This is a genomic window from Bacillus sp. PK6-16 (genome assembly GCF_056530295.1).
The window spans coordinates 875,254-894,790 of the sequence record NZ_CP096511.1 but is presented as its reverse complement, the minus strand read 5'-3'; the positions used below and the strand labels follow the sequence as shown (position 1 = coordinate 894,790).

At 36.4% G+C, this 19,537-nt stretch carries 19 protein-coding genes and 1 other annotated feature (1 of these 20 cut by a window edge); of the genes, 2 read left to right on the top strand and 17 right to left on the bottom strand.

Annotation, left to right across the window (positions count from 1 at the left end; all coding sequences use genetic code 11):
• Positions 1-197, bottom strand: a binding site (T-box leader) (it extends 31 nt beyond the left edge of the window).
• 31 nt (positions 198-228) lie between these two features.
• A complete protein-coding gene (gene ytxC / locus M1D66_RS04590; RefSeq protein WP_000569625.1) occupies positions 229-1,110 on the bottom strand; it encodes a putative sporulation protein YtxC in 882 nt (293 codons plus the stop codon).
• A 234-nt stretch (positions 1,111-1,344) separates the two neighbouring features.
• Here ytxC and M1D66_RS04585 point away from each other — a divergent pair, with 234 nt between their 5' ends.
• Positions 1,345-1,542 carry a DUF4177 domain-containing protein gene (locus tag M1D66_RS04585; RefSeq protein ID WP_000464458.1) on the top strand — a complete coding sequence of 66 codons (198 nt, stop codon included), beginning with the start codon at positions 1,345-1,347 and terminating at the stop codon, positions 1,540-1,542.
• Between the two features lie 31 nt (positions 1,543-1,573).
• On the opposite strand, the gene dnaI is transcribed toward M1D66_RS04585, so the two are convergent.
• From dnaI to M1D66_RS04525, 12 genes are all read right to left on the bottom strand, one after another.
• Positions 1,574-2,512, bottom strand: coding sequence for a primosomal protein DnaI (gene dnaI / locus M1D66_RS04580; protein WP_000400104.1), 939 nt, complete (start codon positions 2,510-2,512; stop codon positions 1,574-1,576).
• Between the two features lie 33 nt (positions 2,513-2,545).
• Positions 2,546-3,955 carry a replication initiation and membrane attachment family protein gene (locus tag M1D66_RS04575; RefSeq protein ID WP_074618857.1) on the bottom strand — a complete coding sequence of 470 codons (1,410 nt, stop codon included), beginning with the start codon at positions 3,953-3,955 and terminating at the stop codon, positions 2,546-2,548.
• 152 nt (positions 3,956-4,107) lie between these two features.
• Entirely contained in the window at positions 4,108-4,569 is a 462-nt protein-coding gene (gene nrdR / locus M1D66_RS04570; RefSeq protein WP_001203687.1) for a transcriptional regulator NrdR, read from the bottom strand.
• A 283-nt stretch (positions 4,570-4,852) separates the two neighbouring features.
• Complete coding sequence (gene speD / locus M1D66_RS04565; RefSeq protein WP_002003660.1) at positions 4,853-5,236, bottom strand: adenosylmethionine decarboxylase; 384 nt, start codon at positions 5,234-5,236, stop codon at positions 4,853-4,855.
• Between the two features lie 390 nt (positions 5,237-5,626).
• On the bottom strand, positions 5,627-6,655 hold the full coding sequence (locus M1D66_RS04560) for a glyceraldehyde-3-phosphate dehydrogenase (RefSeq protein WP_000198975.1): 1,029 nt from the start codon (positions 6,653-6,655) through the stop codon (positions 5,627-5,629).
• Between the two features lie 109 nt (positions 6,656-6,764).
• A complete protein-coding gene (coaE, locus tag M1D66_RS04555) occupies positions 6,765-7,367 on the bottom strand; it encodes a dephospho-CoA kinase (RefSeq protein ID WP_086386094.1) in 603 nt (200 codons plus the stop codon).
• A gap of 51 nt (positions 7,368-7,418) precedes the next feature.
• The gene (gene ytaF, locus M1D66_RS04550; protein WP_000281744.1) at positions 7,419-8,051 is read right to left on the bottom strand and encodes a sporulation membrane protein YtaF; all 633 of its coding nucleotides are present in this window, start codon (positions 8,049-8,051) and stop codon (positions 7,419-7,421) included.
• Positions 8,052-8,123: 72 nt separating this feature from the next.
• A complete protein-coding gene (gene mutM / locus M1D66_RS04545) occupies positions 8,124-8,954 on the bottom strand; it encodes a DNA-formamidopyrimidine glycosylase (protein ID WP_242555021.1) in 831 nt (276 codons plus the stop codon).
• A gap of 12 nt (positions 8,955-8,966) precedes the next feature.
• The gene (gene polA, locus M1D66_RS04540; protein ID WP_016123437.1) at positions 8,967-11,600 is read right to left on the bottom strand and encodes a DNA polymerase I; all 2,634 of its coding nucleotides are present in this window, start codon (positions 11,598-11,600) and stop codon (positions 8,967-8,969) included.
• A gap of 286 nt (positions 11,601-11,886) precedes the next feature.
• Positions 11,887-13,650: a sensory box histidine kinase PhoR gene (phoR, locus tag M1D66_RS04535; protein WP_001032106.1), complete on the bottom strand. Its 1,764-nt coding sequence runs from the start codon at positions 13,648-13,650 to the stop codon at positions 11,887-11,889.
• Complete coding sequence (gene phoP, locus M1D66_RS04530; RefSeq protein WP_001065220.1) at positions 13,643-14,362, bottom strand: two-component system response regulator PhoP; 720 nt, start codon at positions 14,360-14,362, stop codon at positions 13,643-13,645. The genes phoR and phoP overlap by 8 nt, the downstream gene beginning before the upstream one ends.
• A gap of 162 nt (positions 14,363-14,524) precedes the next feature.
• Entirely contained in the window at positions 14,525-14,761 is a 237-nt protein-coding gene (locus M1D66_RS04525) for a hypothetical protein (protein ID WP_001267383.1), read from the bottom strand.
• 89 nt (positions 14,762-14,850) lie between these two features.
• On the opposite strand from M1D66_RS04525, the gene M1D66_RS04520 reads away from it, so the two are divergent.
• Complete coding sequence (locus M1D66_RS04520; protein WP_001237022.1) at positions 14,851-14,982, top strand: hypothetical protein; 132 nt, start codon at positions 14,851-14,853, stop codon at positions 14,980-14,982.
• A gap of 56 nt (positions 14,983-15,038) precedes the next feature.
• Here M1D66_RS04520 and M1D66_RS04515 read toward each other — a convergent pair whose 3' ends face one another.
• The 4 genes from M1D66_RS04515 to citZ form a co-directional block, all read right to left on the bottom strand.
• Positions 15,039-15,512 (bottom strand): MaoC family dehydratase, encoded by a 474-nt coding sequence (locus M1D66_RS04515; RefSeq protein ID WP_000914180.1) that lies wholly within the window; start codon positions 15,510-15,512, stop codon positions 15,039-15,041.
• A 215-nt stretch (positions 15,513-15,727) separates the two neighbouring features.
• Complete coding sequence (gene mdh / locus M1D66_RS04510; RefSeq protein ID WP_000153232.1) at positions 15,728-16,666, bottom strand: malate dehydrogenase; 939 nt, start codon at positions 16,664-16,666, stop codon at positions 15,728-15,730.
• A 19-nt stretch (positions 16,667-16,685) separates the two neighbouring features.
• On the bottom strand, positions 16,686-17,978 hold the full coding sequence (icd, locus tag M1D66_RS04505; protein WP_000206898.1) for an NADP-dependent isocitrate dehydrogenase: 1,293 nt from the start codon (positions 17,976-17,978) through the stop codon (positions 16,686-16,688).
• Between the two features lie 160 nt (positions 17,979-18,138).
• Positions 18,139-19,287 carry a citrate synthase gene (gene citZ / locus M1D66_RS04500; RefSeq protein ID WP_000503652.1) on the bottom strand — a complete coding sequence of 383 codons (1,149 nt, stop codon included), beginning with the start codon at positions 19,285-19,287 and terminating at the stop codon, positions 18,139-18,141.
• Positions 19,288-19,537 lie beyond the last annotated feature (250 nt).

Genomic DNA, 19,537 nt, shown 5'->3' with positions numbered 1-19,537 from the left:
CCCTTGTTCCAATTAACATAATTGTTAATTGCTCAAGTTCAACATAACGGTGTTGTCCGTTAGCAATTACTAGAAAACCGTTCACTGCTAAAGTTTAGAGGTGGTAAGTAATAATCCCGTACTAGGAAGCTCACACCCTAAGGCTTCCCTCTCTGAAAATCGTAGAAAACTACTCATGTCCTCATCATGACATTTCAATATATTTCATTTATGTAGGTAATTATATGCTCAAAAACTTAGAAAATCAAGGGCGTTACCTTTATTTTTTAAATTTTTCACATTGCGCTCAAAATCATGTAATCCATGTAATTGGACCCGTTCTTGGAACACATTTCGCAAAGTAATTATCATATTATGGTCTTGTTCTTTCGTATATAAATAAATCTTTTTGGGCGAAATAGAAAGAAGCGGCGCAATTACTTTCGTATCAATATATACATCATTTTGCTTTAATAATTCCTCATCTATATATTGGACCAACTTCTCCTGTTTTAAACGTCTACCTTTATCATCATAAAAGATAAAGCTTTCATCAAAAATAAGATGCACGCAAGACAAACGTGATTTACGGCTACTTACTTGTTGCCGAAGCGTCTCAATGAACATTTGGTATTCTTGCTCCATCTTATATTCATCAATTGCCACTTCCGCAAGTTTAGCCACCATTTCCCTATATGTACGAAGACGAAAACGGATATATGATGAAAACGAGAATGAGAGCGGATCACAAAGCCAATTATTTAAAGAAGACTTAATATATGACTCAAATGCGTTACGCGTTAAATCCTGAGCTACACCTTTTCTTTTTCCCTTTAAAATCTCATGTGCCATGTGCAATATTTGATGACACTCTTCTTGTTCTTCATAAAAAAACTTTTCTTTTAAAATCGTATAAATCCACTCATTTTGTTTCACATTCACAATGAAATACACCATTACTGGCAATAAGATCTTTTCAATATAATTCGATTCACGTACTGGTATGTGAATCACCACTTTTTGTTCCTGTAAATACACACTCGTTTCCTTATATAACACTTCCGCTCTTTTCAGCAATTGTCTATATACGTGCATAGCATCATTTTTTTCTTCGAAGCAAATTTCAATCACTTTTGTCCCCCCTTTTATCCCCGCTCTAAAGGACTGTATCTATACGTTACAAATCCTATAAGAGTCCGTTCCACGTGAAGTTCACTCTTAGTAGAATTACATTTCCTATCGTTAGAAAATCCACTCAATATGGCTTGCTAATTTTATATATATTAAGGGAGGGAGAAAAAAATGATACAAGCTACTATGAATTTTTATTGTATACTTTACTTATCAATAAAAGGGGGTATCCGAATGTTTGAATATAAATTCGTAAAAGTCGAACTACATTGGGGGTTCACTCGCTCAAAACCAGCTGAAGACTACCAAGAAATTATTCAAGAACATGCTAGAAATGGCTGGAGGTTCGTACAGATTGTTGCCCCTACGATTGGCAGTTCTGGACAACCTGAATATTTCGACCTCATATTTGAAAAGAAAATATCACTATAATACAAAAGAGCAAGCTTCTCAGCTTGCTCTTTTACTTATGACGACGGTTTTTCCCACCAATCGGAATTGGTTTCGCTAAATATTTAATTCGTTCCATAATACGTGCTGCCTTCATTTCTTCAGCCTCGCCACGCTGCGTATACGTTAAATGGTGTTCCAGTTGTTTAAAATCAAAATTAGACGTAAAGAACGTCGGTAAGTTTTCTAACATACGGAATTGTAAGATTGCACCGAGTACATCGTCACGGACAAAGCTTGACATCGCTTCTGCCCCGATATCATCTAACATTAAAACTTGTACGCGTTTAACCGCATCAATCTTCTCACCAATCGAATTATCTTGAATTGAACTTTTAATTTCACGTAAAAATTCCGGGAAGTATACGAGCATCGAACTTATTTTCTTTCGAGCAAGCTCGTTCGCTATTGCTCCTAACAAATACGTTTTTCCTACACCAAATTTACCGTACAAATATAAACCTTGTGCTTTTTTACCTGGTTCATATGTACTTAAAAATTCATTCGCTGCACCAATCGCATCTATACGTGCATTTAAATCAGAAGGATCTAAGTTTTCCATAGTTGCCTGTAAAATATCCGTTGGCATATATACACTTTGAACAAGTTTTTCATATTTCTTTCTCTCGTCATGCGCTACTTTTCTAACGCAGCGATCGTATTGAATATCAATCATCTTCCCTTGAATAACAAGCTTTGGCTCGTACCCTTGTAGCATATTTTTACATGAGCCTAAATCCGGACAATCCACGCAACCTACACTTTGTCCAATATATTCATATAACTTCACAAGACTGCGCTCAATCATAGAAGTCGTTACTTCACCCTTATGTTCGTCTATAAATTCTTTCACACGCGGATGCGCCATTACTTCTGCCTTTAATACTTCATATCTATTTTTAAAGTTTTCATTTTCCATTAATTTTGCAAATGAATTTTGAATATGCTCCATTTTCTCACCTCAAAGAGCGTTCATTCTCTTCTATTAATCACGCTTATATTTTTTTAACACTTCTTCTAGTCGTTTTCTTTCATCTTCTAGCGTACTTGCATCTTTTTCTACACTTACATCTTTCTTCTCTGTTTCTTTCTCTTGTTCTTTCGGCTCTTCTTCCTTAAGCCAATCTGGCACCATTTCTTTCCGCACCGTTTTCTTCGCCGTACGGCCTTTTTTCTTCGTCTCAGCCCACTCTTGATACTGACGGTTCTCTTCTTTCGCTAACGCCATCGCGTCCGCTACTGTACCGACCTTTTTACGTGCCCAATGCCCAGCAATCTTCTCGACATACGTTTTCGCAAGTTTCATATCTGAGCGTAGCATAACGTAATAAATAAGTACATTCACAACTCCTGGTGTCAATTTTTGATTAATCATGACATCTTCAACAATCTGCAAGTCCGCTTTCGTTGCCTCTGCACCACCAGAAATCTCTTTCAATAGTTGTTTTGGTGAGATTTCCTCTAGCTGCTTTATTAGCATCTCCTCTTGCGATGAAGGCTCTTTCTCTTTCATCGTACGTGCAGCATGAGGCTGTACTCTTTCACTTAATACCGGTAATGCTTGACCATTTTCAAATTGATACCAATCGCGCGCTCCTTTTCTAAGCCTTTCCATATCAATTGTTTGCATCTCTGTCACTGCACCAAGAACGATATTTTGCATCGATAACACATCTACACCATACACGTAAGCAAGTGTTATAACGCAGTCTCTCACTTGATCTGTAATCGCCTTTTTAGGAACAAGAGCGGACAATCCATCTACAAATAAAGAGAAATCAAAGAAATCATTCCAAACTTTCGGAGCGTCTCCCTTCTCGTTACTTGGCATAGTTGTCGTTTTTGGAATACGAAGGTCTTCTTGCGCATGCTCAAGCTGTCCTGGATTAAACGAACCAAACACATCATTGAAAGAACGCGTAACATTTTCATAAGAAGCAAAATCAAATTCTTCTTCTAAGAAATATTGCTTTACTTGATTATATTTTGTCCTGCTCAATCGATTGTATAAAAAGATACTTAAAACAATATCATCAAAAAACTGCTTCGGAGATAAAGGTGGTTGCAACTCATATATGAACATTCGAATATCTTTTTCTTTCTTAATATATACCTTCAAAAGCCCAATTGCCTCTAACTTTACTCGTTCCTCATATACTTCAGGAAGTTGCATTTGCATAGTCACCATAAGGGAATGATGCGTATTCTCTTTTCCAAATACACGATCTTGCTCAAGCTCTCCCCATAGTGTCATGTATAAGCTAAAAGCTCTACTACCTATTAACGGCTGATACAACATCGTTAACACTTTTCGGTCGTAATTGTGCAGTAGTCCTTTCGCACTTACTTTATAACGATCAATCGGCAATAGCTCCATCCATGACTGTTTTTCCATTCTTGCTTTTCCTTTCTCTCATCCAATCTATCCTCTACTTCATTCGTTCTATCTTCATTATATAAATTCTTAGTGAAAAAGAGCTATTAGCTTGCGCTTCTAGCTCTCTTATCCTATTACTTACGGTATGTAAAGAGAATAAAATACAACTTCTACTCTCTTTCTTTTTGCAGTATATCTTTTAATTCTTCAATAAATACATTTAAATCTTTAAATTGACGATATACAGAAGCAAAACGTACGTAAGCAACATCATCAATATCGCGAAGTTCTTCCATAACAATTTCACCAATCATATCACTTTTCACTTCTGATATACCTAAATTACGCAGTTCACGTTCCACGCTTTGTGTTACTTCTTCTAATTGTCTTAAAGATACTGGTCTTTTTTCACACGCTTTAATTAAACCGCGTAAAATCTTTTCTTTATTAAACTCTTCTCGTGTGCCTTCTTTTTTTACAACGATAAGAGGTGACTCTTCTACCCTTTCAAAGGTCGTAAAGCGACTTAAGCAGCTTTCACACTCTCTCCTTCTTCGAATAGAGCGCCCCTCGTCTACCGGACGCGAATCTAACACTCTTGTACCATTATGAGAACAGGATGGACAACGCAATTCATTCACTCCTTTACACTATACTCTTTATTTTTCTCTACTCACTTCACCTAAAATATATATACAATATTATATAACTCATTCTAACTCTCTTACCACTTTAAGTTCCAGCGCATCACTTTATCATCTCATTCTTAAAAATAAGATGGTATATAGGGCACTACCTCATTTGCAAGAGTCCAATTTATTCAACTAACGAGTACGTTATATTTTCCCTTTTTTATAAACTAAAAAAGAGGTGCATTATACACCTCTTTACATTTTAAATCAATTATGTTCTTTTTTAAAGAGCTTTTGTTTCTCTCTGCTTAATTTCGAAGCTACCAGTGCCTCGAGGAAGCTCGATGCTCTCACGCGTTTTCGCGTTTAAACCCTCTGCAATATATTCTGCAGCAACATTTGGATCAATACGATCCCCACAAGTATAAACATCAATACTTGCGTAACCGTGCTCCGGAAAGCTATGAATTGTTAAATGTGATTCTGAGATAATTACTACTCCACTTACACCTTGTGGTGCAAATTTATGGAAAGCAACCTCACGCACTTCAGCACCAGCTCTTAGTGCTGCATCCACAAATAATTGTTCAATATACGGCATGTCATTAAGCTTGTCGAAATCGCAATCCCAAAGTTCAGCGATCACGTGACGACCCATCGTATCCATAGTATCCATTCTACAGTTCCCCCTTGTAAATTTATTCTAACTGTTCGAATTGAAAACTAATTTGCAATTTGGCTTGCTCCACTACCACGGGGGAAAGTTAGTCCAGAGAGGTCCTAACCCTTTAAGTAGTGACTACGTACCTCAGCTCTTAAGTTTACGAGTGTTAGTATACTTTGTTTATTTTCATTTTGCAACAACAGTTTTTTCGATTTTCTGTCATATTTTCCTCTTTACTTTTCCCTAAAAAAAATAAACGATTCACAAATGCAGTAATCACAACGTTTCGTGGTATGTCCACTTTTTAAAATATACTTATATAATTTTTTTCCTTTTCAGAAAAAATTAAAAAAAGAGGGCAAATATTGCCTTGCCCTCTCCTCCCTTATTCACTTAAATGTGTTGCACATTTTCTTGTTTCGCTAACTCTTGAACAACTAACGTTACAAGATCTACAACACGACGAGAGTAGCCCCACTCGTTATCATACCAAGCAAGTACTTTCACTTTACGATCACCCATTACCATTGTAGATAAACCATCGATAATAGCTGAGTGTGTATTTGTATTAAAGTCGATAGATACTAAAGGCTCTTCGCTGAATTCTACAATACCTTTTAACGCACCGTTTGCAACAGTTTTGAATGCATCGTTAATAGCTTCAACTGTCACATCGCGTTTTACATCTACTACTAAATCAACAAGAGACACGTTTGGTGTTGGTACACGAAGTGCCATACCATGAAGTTTTCCGTTTAAATGTGGAAGAACTTTTGCTAGCGCTTTCGCAGCACCTGTCGTTGTCGGAATGATTGATTGTCCGCAAGCACGTGCTCTTCTTAAATCTTTATGTGGGTTATCAATATTTTTTTGGTCATTTGTATAAGCGTGAACTGTCGTCATTAAACCGTTTTCAATTCCAAACTGCTCATCTAACACCTTCACAACAGGCGCTAAACAATTTGTTGTACAAGATGCATTTGAAATAACAGTATGTTTTGTAATATCTAATTGGTCTTCGTTCACACCAACTACAATTGTTACATCTTCATTTTTACCAGGCGCTGTTAAAATAACTTTTTTCGCTCCAGCTTCAACGTGAAGAATTGCTTTTTCTTTTGAATTAAATTTACCAGTTGCTTCAATTACAACTTCAACACCTAAATCTGTCCAAGGCAATTCCTTTGGATCGCGGTTGTTTAAAAGGCGAATCATTTTTCCATCAACTAATAAGTGATCTTCAAATGCTTCTACTGTTCCGTCAAACTTGCCATGAACTGTATCATATTTAATTAAGTGTGCTAACGTTTCAGATGGATAGCTTGCATTGATTGCTACAATTTCGAATGCGCTTTCTTTTATTGCTTGACGAAATACCATTCTCCCAATACGTCCAAATCCATTAATTGCCACACGAGTCATAATATGTTATCCCCCTTGAATGCGTTATACTATTTATCTCCAATCCCAATAATAGTATAACACAAAAAGGGGATATGTCACTAAGCATTTTCATTAATTTCACAATTTTTTAGTCAATAATGTTCCACTTCTTTAAAATTACCTGCAATTGTGTTTTCGTTCCCATAATTGTGCCATCATTATTTATCACTTCATCTGCATTTTTCACTTTTTCTTCTAACGGCATTTGAGATTGAATACGAGCTGTTGCTTCTTCTTCTGAAAAGTTATTTCGTTTCATTAAACGTTCTAATTGCGTATGCGGCTTAACCGCTACAACTAAGATGCGGTCAACGAGACTTGTTAATTTGCTTTCAAATAAGAGAGGAATATCTAACACAACCGCTTGCATACCTTCTTTTATGTACATTTCCTTTTGCCTATTCATTTCCTCACGCACTGCAGGATGAACAATTTTATTTAACTGCAATCGTTTTTCTTCATTATAGAAAACGACACTTCCTAGTTTTGGACGATCTAGTTCTCCATCTTCTTGTAACACTTCCGTTCCAAATACTTCTACTATTTTGTTATATGCTGTTTTTCCTCGCTCTACAACTTCTCTTGCAATAATATCTGCATCAATAACTGGTATGCTCAGTTCACGAAACATTTGAGAAACTGTACTTTTTCCACTTGCAATGCCTCCTGTTAATCCAATTACTACTGTCATAATAATCCTCCTCATAATAAAAGGCGCGAAACTAATGTTCCACGCCCATACTTACATTTTCCAAATTCCAATAATGATGAGTAATACTCCAGGCAGGAATGTAAATTTTTGTAACCACTTCATATTTGATAAAACCGTTCCAAGTTTCATTCCAATAAATAAAAACAAAGAACTCATAACTGCAACTAATATCGCCATCATAGCGGGTGCATACCCTAATAAAGATGCACCAATTCCAGCACCAAATGAATCTACAGAAAGAGCTATACCAAGAAGTAATGCTTCTCCTGCAGAAATGGTGCCTGATTTATCAAAATCTGCAACAGTCGGTTTCCGTAAAATTTGAATCACTAGACCTAGCGAGGCAATCTCTAATTTCCAGACCTTCTCCTCTTGCTTCGGTTCTTCTTTTTTCTCACTTCGAAAAAATTGATATAATACCCAAATCCCTATTCCAATAAGAACAAGCCCACCGATACGCGTTGCGATAACAGGTGAAAATACTTTCGCGATCATATGTCCAATTCCCATTGAAACAAGCATAACAGCCGCTGAACACATTCCGATAATTATAATTGATCTTAGTGGAATTCTTACGCTTCTTAAACCATATGTTAGCCCTACACTACAGCTATCTAAGCTTAATGTAAAAGCTAATAAAATAAGAGATAAATAAAGGTACATCGGTAAGCTCCTCCCTTATACATAGCTCTGCTGTATGTATATGACAAATGCCTATCCGATGTTATCTCTTTTCTATATTCTAGGCTGACAAATTGGGCAGTAATGCGTTCCTCGCCCGCCAACAACTGTTTTTTCTAATATCGTGCCACAAGTTACGCACGGCTCTCCCTTTTTCCCATATACATTTAGGAGTTCTTGGAACGAACCAATTTGCCCTTGTGAGTTGATATACGTCCGAATTGTACTTCCACCACGCTTTACTGCTTCGCCTAGCGTTGTAACGGTAGCCTCATAAATCCGCTCAATTTCTTCTACTGTTAAAGACGAAGCTTCTCGTTCTGGATGAATTTGAGAACGGAATAAAACTTCATCTACATATATATTTCCAAGCCCTACTAAAAGACGCTGGTCCAGTAGCACAACTTTTATTTTACGATTTGTCTTTTGTAATCTTTCTTGTAAATACTGCGGTGTCATTTCAGCATCAAATGGCTCCGGACCTAAGTCAGCAAGAGGTATTTGGTTCATTTCTTCACCTTTCTTAAAGAGATGCATCGTACCAAACTTTCTCACATCTTTATAATGTAATTCCGTTCCATCTGTAAATAAGAAACGGACGTGCGTATGTTTATCAATCGGCTCATCCTCTTGATGTAATAAAAACTTACCTTCCATACGCAAATGTGAAACAATGACATAATTCGTTACATATAAAAGCAAAAACTTTCCTCTTCGCTTTATATTTTCAATCTTCTCGCCTTTTAGCATTTCTTTAAAGATTTCTGCATCATCCGGTCGTTTCACTATTTTTGGATAAGTAACAATAACATCTTCAATCGTTTTTCCTGTTACAAGATTTTCAAGTGTCCGTCTGACGTTTTCAACCTCTGGTAATTCAGGCATTTCATCACTTCCTTATTTTGCGTCGTACCAAGTTGGACCGTAAGAATAATCAACTTTCAGCGGAACTGCAAGTTCAATCGCATGTTCCATTACTTCAGGTACAAGCTGCTCTAATTTTTCGATTTCTTCTTTTGGTGCTTCAAATATTAATTCATCGTGTACTTGCAGAAGAAGACGCGCTTGTAATCCTTCTTCTTCTAAACGATCTGCCATAATAATCATCGCTTTTTTAATAATATCTGCTGCAGTACCTTGAATTGGTGTATTCATCGCTGTACGCTCAGCGAAGCTACGCAAGTTAAAATTACGACTCGTAATTTCTGGAATATAACGGCGACGATTTAATAATGTAGCTACATATCCTTTTTGTTTCGCATCTTTTACGATGTCCTCCATGTATTCTTGTACACCAGGGAAACTTTCTAAATACTTTTCAATAAATTCCGCTGCTGCTTTTCTTGTAATTCCTAAGTTTTGTGAAAGACCATAATCACTAATACCATACACAATTCCGAAGTTAACAGCTTTCGCTTGTCGTCTCATATTTGAAGTTACTTCATCTTTTTCAACGCCAAATACATCCATAGCTGTTTTCGTATGAATATCCATGTCATGTTGGAACGCTTCAACTAGCCCTTTATCATTTGCAATATGAGCTAATACACGCAGTTCGATTTGTGAATAATCAGCCGCATACATAATCCATCCTTCTTCTGATGGAACAAATGCCTGACGAATCTTTCTTCCTTCTTCTAATCGAATCGGGATATTTTGCAAGTTCGGATCCGTTGAACTTAATCGACCTGTTTGCGTTAACACTTGATTAAAGCGAGTATGAATTTTAGATGAATCTTCATGTACAACTTTCAGTAAACCTTCAATGTAAGTTGAATTTAGCTTCCCTAATTGACGATAATGTAAAATATTTGGAATAATTTCATGGTGATTCATAAGCTTATCTAGTACATCAGCTGACGTAGAATAACCTGTTTTCGTCTTTTTAATAACCGGTAAGTTTAAGTTCTCAAACAGAATAACACCAAGCTGCTTCGGTGAATTAATATTAAATTCTGTTCCCGCAAGCTTATAAATTTCCTGTTCCATTTCCTTTAATCTACCCGCAAGTTCTTCTCCCATATTACGAAGACGCTCTGTATCAACTTTTACACCCTTTACTTCCATATCAGCTAATACACGTGCAAGCGGCAATTCTAACTCTGTAAACAGTTCATATTGCTCATTCTTCTTTAACTCTTCAACGAATGTTTGCTTTACATCATATAATACATGCACTTTACGAGCCACATGCTCCGCGATTACCTCTAACTCTGGAACCGCACGCTTCGCACCTTTTCCGTAAACTTCTTCATCTGATTTCACAGCATGCGTTTCTTTCATTTTCGCTACAGTACGGAAATCTTTATCTGTATCAGCCGGGTCAAGTAAATAAGCAGCGATTAATAGATCAAAGTCAATCCCTTGCATATCTATCCCATTCCATTTCAGTGCAACGATTGCACGCTTCGCATCGAATGTATGCTTTCTCATTTCTCCATCTGCAAGCCACTCTTTAAAAGCATCTGACTTAAGAGCAATGTCTGTCTGAATAAAGTAACATCCATTTTCATTTTGAATACCGAAACCTTGAATGTCTGCTTTATGATAGTTATCTTCTTGTACTTCAACGATAAGCGCACTATCTTGCTGAAGCATTTCTTCTGTAACTTCTTCCACAATATCAAATGTAATATCATCTAATTCAGCTGGAGCTGTTTCTTCTGGCGTAACGCCTAATTTATTTAAAAGAGATGTAAATCCTAAACTCTCGAACATTGGAATGACATCACTTGCTTCATATCCTTTATACACCATATCATCCACATGAACTGTAATCGGCGCATCTGTAATAATAGTTGCAAGATCCTTACTCATAAGAGCTTGTTCTTTATTTTCTTCCAGTTTTTCTTTTAATTTCTTCCCACTTACTTGATCTATATTTTCATACACCGCTTCAACCGTTCCAAACTGTGTTAACAATTTAATTGCCGTTTTTTCACCAACTCCTGGTACACCCGGTATATTATCTGACTGGTCTCCCATTAAACCTTTCATATCGATAATTTGCTTTGGTGATAAGCTGTATTTTTCAAATAAAGCTTCTTTCGTATATTCATCCACTTCTGTAATCCCTTTTCGCGGAATACATACAAGCGTGTTATCAGAAACAAGTTGAAGTAAATCTTTATCTCCTGAAATAACTTTTACACTTGCCCCTTGCTCACTCGCTTCTTTCGCTAACGTTCCCATGATGTCATCCGCTTCATAATTTTCTAATTCATAACGCGGTACATTGAACGCATCCAGCATCTCACGAATAAACGGGAACTGCTCTGATAATTCAGGTGGAGTCTTTTGACGTCCTCCTTTATACTCACTATACGTTTTATGACGGAACGTTGTTTTGCCTGCATCAAACGCCACTAACATATGAGTTGGCTTTTCTTCCTCTAATATTCTCATTAACATCATTGTAAAACCGTAAATTGCGTTCGTATGTATACCTTTGTCGTTATTTAAAAGCGGTAGTGCAAAGAAAGCACGATACGCGATATTATTACCATCTACTAATACGACCTTTTTTTCCAAAATTGAAACCTCCCCATACAAATTTGAAATGATTTTTTTCACAGAAAAAAAACCGTTCCTTTCCTCTCTCTATATTAACATGACTAATAGAGAGAAGAAAAATAACGGCTATTTTCTTTCATATATAAAACAGACTTATATTGGCATAAAGGGAAGTGACGAGAACAGCTTAACTATTCTCGTCCAAAATTACTCCTTGGATGAAGGGGTTTTCATGTATTATATTAACAGAGCTTTATTAATATTTAATTAAGCCATTGTTAATATATTGTAAACATCCTTCATCCTATTTTTCAGTTGCTGATTTCGGTAAAACAACTGTAAACGTTGTCCCTTCTCCAACTTCACTATCTACTGTAATCGTACCTTGATGCGCCTCAACTAAATGTTTTACAATCGACAATCCAAGGCCGGTACCACCAGTATTTCTACTTCTTGCTTTATCCACCCGGTAGAAACGTTCAAAAATACGCGGAATTTCCTCTTTACTAATACCAATTCCAGTATCCGATACTTTTATATAAGCATTATATTTATCTTCCGCTAACTCTACTGAAACAACGCCTCCAGCCGGTGTATATACGATTGCGTTATTAATTAAATTAATAAAGATTTGTTTCAAACGACTTGGATCTCCAATAACAGAGGCACGTTTTAATACATTCACTTGTAAAGAGATTTCTTTTTCTCCTGCTTTATTATCAAGTACCATATGAATATCTTCAAGCAGCCCCTTCATATCAACGGTTCCCATATTTAATTTAAATCCTTGTTGTTCGATCTTCGACAAATCTAATAAATCTTCAATTAATCCTTGCATGCGCTCACTTTCTTTTAAAATAATGTGCAAGAAATGTTCGCAGAATTTTTTATTATCCATCGCTCCGTCTAAGAGTGTTTCTGAAAAACCTTTAATAGAAGTAATCGGTGTCTTTAATTCATGAGAAACATTCGCTAAAAAGTCTTTTCTCATTTGTTCTAATTTCTTTAACTCTGTTATGTCATGGAATACGAGAACAATCCCTTTCCATTCATGGTTTGTCCCGATAATCGGCGCTCCATATACTTCGAAATGCTTCCGTTCAATTCCAAGTGGCAATAACATTTGTTTACGCACTTTCACTTCTGTCATAAAGATTTCTTCTACAAGCTCAATAATTTCTGTATGATGAAACGATTCATAATATAAGCGATCTAAATATTCTTCATCTGTTACGTGGAAAGTTTCCTTATAAGAGCGGTTTACAAGGTTTATATATCCTCGGCTATCAATTAAAATCATTCCGCTTCCCATATTTTCAATTAACGTATGCAGACGATCTTGCTGCATTTCTTGTTCAAGTGTCATCTCTTGTAAATTTCGAGCTAAAATATTAATCGCTTTACTCAGCATTCCAGTTTCATCCGAATGACTTTCGTATGCACGTGCTTTATAATTGCCCTTTGCCAATTCAATTGCAACTTTCGTAACCGATTCAATTGGCCTAATATATTGCCCTGTAATTTTCATACCTAAAAATACAACTACGAGACAAGCAATGACAAATCCGATAATTAATAATCCCCACGTTTTTTGATGTACGTCTCTTAAAGGATCAATTATACTTTTCACCAAAATGTATCCTTGTTTTCCTTCTACATCTTGAACGAACACCGCATGATAAAATTCATTCTTTCGATCCGTTTCTTTCGTAATCACTTTACTTCGTTGTTTTGCCACTTCCGAAGAAAGTTCTTTAATCGTCTCTGGACTAAATGCCAATTCTTGTCCTTTTCTATATTGAACTTTCTTTTTTTCATCCAAAAATACGATAGAAGCTGGTATTTTTTCTTCTAACTTTTCAAATACGTATGGATTTTTTAAGACATTATCAAAACCTTGCTCTTCTGCTAACGTCGCAACATACTCTGTCTCTTTTACCATTCTCTCTTTAGCATGATCTATATAGTAGTTTTCAAACACAGTTTCTAGTAATAAACCTAGTCCAACTAAAATAAATACAATAAGAGAAACAAATGTAAAAAGAAGCCTGGAACGAAATTTATTCATTCCCTTTTGGCTCCTCTAATTTATATCCTAAACCACGTATCGTTTTAATGTACGTCGGTTTTTTCGTATTTTGTTCAATTTTATCGCGCAAATGGCTAATATGAACATCAACAATTCGTGTATCACCAGCAAAATCGTAATTCCATACAGCACTTAATAATTGATCACGTGTCAACACGCGACTTTTATTTTTCGCAAGATACACAAGTAGTTCAAATTCTTTTGGTGTTAATTCAAGCTTTCTTCCTTGGAAATAAGCCTCATAAAACTCCGGTAAAATTTTAAGTTCTGCAATTGTGATGCTATCTTCATCTGGCGCTTCTGCAACTTGTTCTTCTTGTTGTAATTTCGTACGGCGCAAAATCGCCTTCACACGAGCAACAACTTCTCTTGGACTAAATGGCTTCGTCATATAATCATCTGCCCCAAGTTCAAGGCCTAGCACCTTATCAAACTCATCATCTTTTGCCGTTAACATTAAAATCGGCGTCATAACGCGCTGCAATCGTAATTCTTTACACACTTCCATACCATCCATTTTCGGAAGCATTAAATCTAATATAATTAAATCTGGGCGTTCTGTTGTCGCTTTTTGAAGCGCCATTTCTCCATCCATCGCTGTTATAACTTCAAACCCAGCTTGTTGTAAATTAAATTCGATTAAAGTTAAGATAAATTCCTCATCATCAACTACTAAAATACGATTGTTCATTCTTTTCCTCCAAGTTATAGACTTGAAACCTTCTTCATCCTAGTATTTTCCCCGTTATTCTCATCATACTAGAAAACAAGGTCCCTCTCAATATAATTGTCTATTCATGGAGATCGTTTGTGTAGAATTGAGAAAATAAAAGTAATTACAATTCACCTGCAACTACACAGGATTTTGCCAAACTTTATAGATTGCCCTCTCTTCTTTAAAGCTCACTTCCGTATGAACTATAAAATCTTGATTTTGTGCTAGGAAAAACGAAAGAGCATACGCTATTTTATAATCTGGTGTTTCATATCCATCAAATACTCTCCCGTACATTTCATTCGCAACCCCGTCTGCCCACACTTCAGCTTCTCTTACCGTTTCAAAGATTACGTCTTCTCTTTTCCACCTCACCTAAAAAACCACTCCTTTAATTGACTTCAATTACCGATAATTATATCATTAATCTTAATATACAAATTAATAATATAAGGAGGTCTATTATGCGACTAATACTATCCATTCTATCTTTAGCAGTCACATGTATCCTTGCTTTTAACGCTCCGAGCTGGGATACGATTAAAACGGGGTGCTCAGAATTTGCTGAAGGGTTCAAAGAAGGGTTCTTCAACTAAAAATAGCGCTAGCATCCTTATGAAAGGTATGCTAGCGCTATTCATATTTTCATCTTTTAAAAATTATCTAATGCTTTTTCCATAATAGAAACAGATTTAAAAGGTGGCGTTACTGTTAATGAACCTTTCACAACAGTTTCTCCTTTTTCATCATGAGCAGATACAAGCATATCAATTGTATGTTCCTCCTCAGAAACAGCCACAACTTCAAAGTGGATTTGTAACGTTTCATAATGGTGAACATGTTTCACGAATGTAAGGTCCTTTCTCGTAATATGACTTCCTGGACCCGGTAAATATTTCGTAACCGCCGTTGTAATCATTCCCGTTAGCATAATGCTTGGTACAATCGGCTTTTCATACGGAGTTTGGGATGCGTAATCATGCTGAATATATAATGGATTGGCATCATTCGTTAACCCTAAGTACAATAACAAATCTTTATCCTCAATTTTTTCAGTGATAGATAATTTCTCTCCTACTGTAATTTCATCCATTTTACGACCAATTTGAACTTTTTTCTTTAACATGTTACAACCCCCTCCGATTTTTTCACCTTATTATCCTACTAAAAGCGATACCTTATCCGAAATTTACTATGATGAGGGCAATGTATAGTATAAATCTACAGTTTCATTATAGGATATTACAAATGATAGCGTTTTCATATTATTTCAAAAAAACAATTCGGTAAATAGTAGAAAAAGATTCGGAATCCCGAATCTTTTTCACTACTATTCAATTATTAAACAAGAACTTTCATTACATTACGTACAGATTCTACAGAGCGATCTAACGCTTCTTTTTCATCTGCAAGAAGTTCTAATTCAATAATTTTTTCAATTCCGTTACCACCTAGAATTACTGGCACCCCTAAGTAAAGGTCACTATAACCATACTCACCTTCAAGGTACGCAATAGCTGGTAATACACGGCGTTGATCTTTTAAGATTGCTTCTGTCATTTCAACTAAAGAAGCTGCTGGTGCGTAATATGCACTACCGTTTCCTAATAAGCCTACAATCTCACCGCCACCTTTACGTGTACGTTCTACGATTGCTTCTAAACGCTCTTTCGGAATTAACGTTTCTAACGGAATACCGCCTGCATAAGAATAACGTACAAGAGGTACCATGTCGTCACCGTGTCCGCCAAGTACAAATCCTGTAATGTCTTTTACAGAAAGATTTAATTCTTGTGCGATGAATGTACGGAAACGAGCTGTATCTAATACACCCGATTGGCCGATTACACGCTCTTTCGGGAATCCTGCTTCTTTAAATACAGAATATGTCATTGCATCAACTGGATTTGTTAACACAACAATAATTGCATTTGGTGAATGTTTTGCAATGTCGCGCGTAATACTTTTCATAATTTTAGAGTTTGTTGCTACTAAGTCATCACGGCTCATACCAGGCTTACGTGCAATACCTGCTGTAATAACGACAACGTCAGAATCAGCAGTATCTGCGTAATCAGATGTTCCAATAATGTTAGCATCAAAACCTTGTACTGGGCTCGCTTCTAACATATCTAACGCTTTCCCTTTTGTTGGATTTTCCAGTTGTGGAATGTCCACTAATACAACATCTGCAAGTTCTTTTTGTGCTAATAAGAATGCCGTTGTTGCTCCTGTAAATCCTGCACCGATGACTGAAACCTTCTTGCGTTTGATTGTCATAATTTACCCCCCGCTTTAATTATGCGTTTTTGATTATCGCTACATCCATGTTTTTAATAAGTTCATTAGCGAACTCAGAACATTTCACTTCTGTTGCACCTTCCATTAAGCGTGCGAAATCATAAGTTACTACTTTTGAAGCAATTGTTTTCTCAACAGAAGCAGTTACTAATTTCGCAGCTTCGTTCCATCCTAAGTGTTCTAATAATAATACACCTGAAAGAAGAACAGAAGATGGGTTTACTTTATCTAAACCTGCATATTTTGGAGCTGTACCGTGTGTAGCTTCAAAGATAGCATGTCCAGTCACATAGTTAATGTTTGCACCAGGTGCAATACCAATTCCACCTACTTGTGCAGCAAGTGCATCAGAGATATAGTCACCATTTAAGTTCATTGTTGCAACAACATCGAACTCACGTGGACGAGTTAAAATTTGTTGTAAGAAGATGTCTGCAATAGAATCTTTTACGATGATTTTTCCAGCCACTTCAGCGTCTGCCATCGCTTTATTCGCTGCATCTTTACCATCTTTTTCAACGATACGATCGTATTCAGCCCAAGTAAATACTTTGTCGCCGAATTCTTGTTCCGCTACTTCGTAACCCCAGTTTTTGAAAGCACCTTCTGTAAATTTCATAATGTTTCCTTTATGAACTAATGTAACAGAAGAGCGTTTTTCGTTAATTGCATATTGAATTGCAGCACGAACAAGACGCTTTGTCCCTTCTTCTGAAATTGGCTTAATACCAATACCAGATGTTTCTGGGAAGCGGATTTTATTAACACCCATTGCTTCTTTTAAGAAAGCAAGAACTTTTTCTGCTTCTGGAGATCCTTGCGCATATTCAATTCCAGCATAAATGTCTTCTGTATTTTCACGGAAAATAACCATATCAGTATCTTCCGGACGTTTTACAGGTGAAGGAACACCTTCAAAATAACGAACTGGACGTAGACATACATATAAATCTAATTCTTGACGAAGTGCTACGTTTAGAGAACGGATACCACCGCCAACTGGAGTTGTAAGTGGACCTTTAATCGCGATTAAATATTCACGAATTAAGTTTAAAGTTTCTTCTGGTAACCACTCGCCTGTTTGGTTGAATGCTTTTTCCCCTGCAAGCACTTCTTTCCAAACGATTTTCTTCTCACCATCATAAGCTTTTTCAACTGCTGCTTCTAGTACGCGAGATGCAGCTGCCCAAATATCAGGACCAATTCCATCTCCCTCGATAAATGGAATAATCGGATTGTTTGGTACATTCATAACACCATTAGTTACAGTAATTTTTTCACCTGTCGTCAATGTGATAACCCCCATGTTTGAAATTTCATATGTATGAAACTGAGGGAATAACCCCTCAGTTCAAACCGTTAGTCAAATTAAAATATTCTAATCATTACATCTTTCCGAAAAAATCAGACTTTTGAAAGCGTATTTTCACTATCAAAATAGTGTTATTCGCTTATCGTTGTGCAATTGGAACATACACTTGATGCGTTGGTCCATTATAATCAGCACGCGGACGAATTAAACGGTTGTTTTCATATTGTTCTAGAATATGAGCTAACCAGCCTGACATACGGCTAATTGCAAAAATAGGTGTAAATAAGTCATGGTCAATTCCTAAACAATGGTATACAGAAGCTGAATAGAAATCAACATTTGGTGGAAGACCTTTTTCTTTTGTTACAATGTCTTCAATTTTGATAGACATATTATACCATTTCTCTTCTCCTAAAAGCACGCATAATCTCTTAGACATTTCACGTAAATGTTTTGCACGTGGATCACCCTGCTCATACACACGGTGGCCAAAGCCCATGATTTTCACTTTATTTTGAAGAGCATTATGAATATATGACTCTACATTTTCTTCTTCACCAATCTCAGTTAACATCTTCATTACATTCTCATTTGCCCCACCGTGAAGAGGACCTTTTAATGCACCGATTGCTGCTGTAATACCAGAATATACATCTGAAAGTGTAGCTACGCAAACACGTGCAGTAAATGTAGAAGCGTTTAACTCATGATCTGCATGAAGTACAAGTGCCTTATCAAAAGCTTCAATTTCAACTTCATTTGGCTCGCGATCATTTAACATGTACAAGAAGTTTGCAGCTAATGATAAATCCTTTCTTGGCTCAACAATATCTAAACCTTTACGGATTCTCGCGTAAGCAGCAACTAAAGTTCCGACTTGCGCCTGTAATTTAACCGCTTTCAAATAATTAGACTTTTCATCCATAATTTCAGCGCTCTCATCGTATAATGATAGCATGGAAATTGCAGTTCGTAAAACAGACATCGGATGTGCAATTTTTAAATCTACTTGTTTCAAATATGTTAAAATCTCACCTGGAACTTTATAGTATTCTGATACAATTTCATTAAATTCCGCTAGTTCTTTTTCATTAGGAAGCTTGCGGTGCCATAATAAGTACACTACTTCTTCAAACGTAGCATTCTCAGCTAAATCATCAATATTATACCCAACATAAGTTAATGTATCATCAATAATAGAGCTCACAGATGATGTTGTTGCTACTACCCCTTCTAAACCTCGAATAACAGTCATGACATTCTCTCCTTTTCCTGAAAATTCTCCCAACCTTGCTCCTTATATCTATTTGCTCCCCTTATGAATTATGAACGCCCGTTCACTCTTTAGGCAAGCAAAATGCACGATCATGCAAATTTGTTGCGATGTTCCCCTCTTATTGTCCATTGTCTACATGGAAAGCATGAGCGTGAATGTCTCCCCGAATCCTCACGCTCAAAACAACAAGTTAGTGAGGAAAATACATTCCGAAGAGTTTTATGATAAAAACAACATAAAACAATATCATTATAAAATTGTT

Coding starts and splice junctions, on each gene's coding strand:
- M1D66_RS04585 (WP_000464458.1), top strand. CDS start 1,345: ATGTTTGAATATAAATTCGTAAAAGTCGAACTACATTGGGGGTTCACT.
- dnaI (WP_000400104.1), bottom strand. CDS start 2,512: ATGGAGCATATTCAAAATTCATTTGCAAAATTAATGGAAAATGAAAAC.
- M1D66_RS04575 (WP_074618857.1), bottom strand. CDS start 3,955: ATGGAAAAACAGTCATGGATGGAGCTATTGCCGATTGATCGTTATAAA.
- speD (WP_002003660.1), bottom strand. CDS start 5,236: ATGGATACGATGGGTCGTCACGTGATCGCTGAACTTTGGGATTGCGAT.
- M1D66_RS04560 (WP_000198975.1), bottom strand. CDS start 6,655: ATGACTCGTGTGGCAATTAATGGATTTGGACGTATTGGGAGAATGGTA.
- coaE (WP_086386094.1), bottom strand. CDS start 7,367: ATGACAGTAGTAATTGGATTAACAGGAGGCATTGCAAGTGGAAAAAGT.
- ytaF (WP_000281744.1), bottom strand. CDS start 8,051: ATGTACCTTTATTTATCTCTTATTTTATTAGCTTTTACATTAAGCTTA.
- mutM (WP_242555021.1), bottom strand. CDS start 8,954: ATGCCTGAATTACCAGAGGTTGAAAACGTCAGACGGACACTTGAAAAT.
- phoR (WP_001032106.1), bottom strand. CDS start 13,650: ATGAATAAATTTCGTTCCAGGCTTCTTTTTACATTTGTTTCTCTTATT.
- phoP (WP_001065220.1), bottom strand. CDS start 14,362: ATGAACAATCGTATTTTAGTAGTTGATGATGAGGAATTTATCTTAACT.
- M1D66_RS04520 (WP_001237022.1), top strand. CDS start 14,851: ATGCGACTAATACTATCCATTCTATCTTTAGCAGTCACATGTATCCTT.
- M1D66_RS04515 (WP_000914180.1), bottom strand. CDS start 15,512: ATGTTAAAGAAAAAAGTTCAAATTGGTCGTAAAATGGATGAAATTACA.
- mdh (WP_000153232.1), bottom strand. CDS start 16,666: ATGACAATCAAACGCAAGAAGGTTTCAGTCATCGGTGCAGGATTTACA.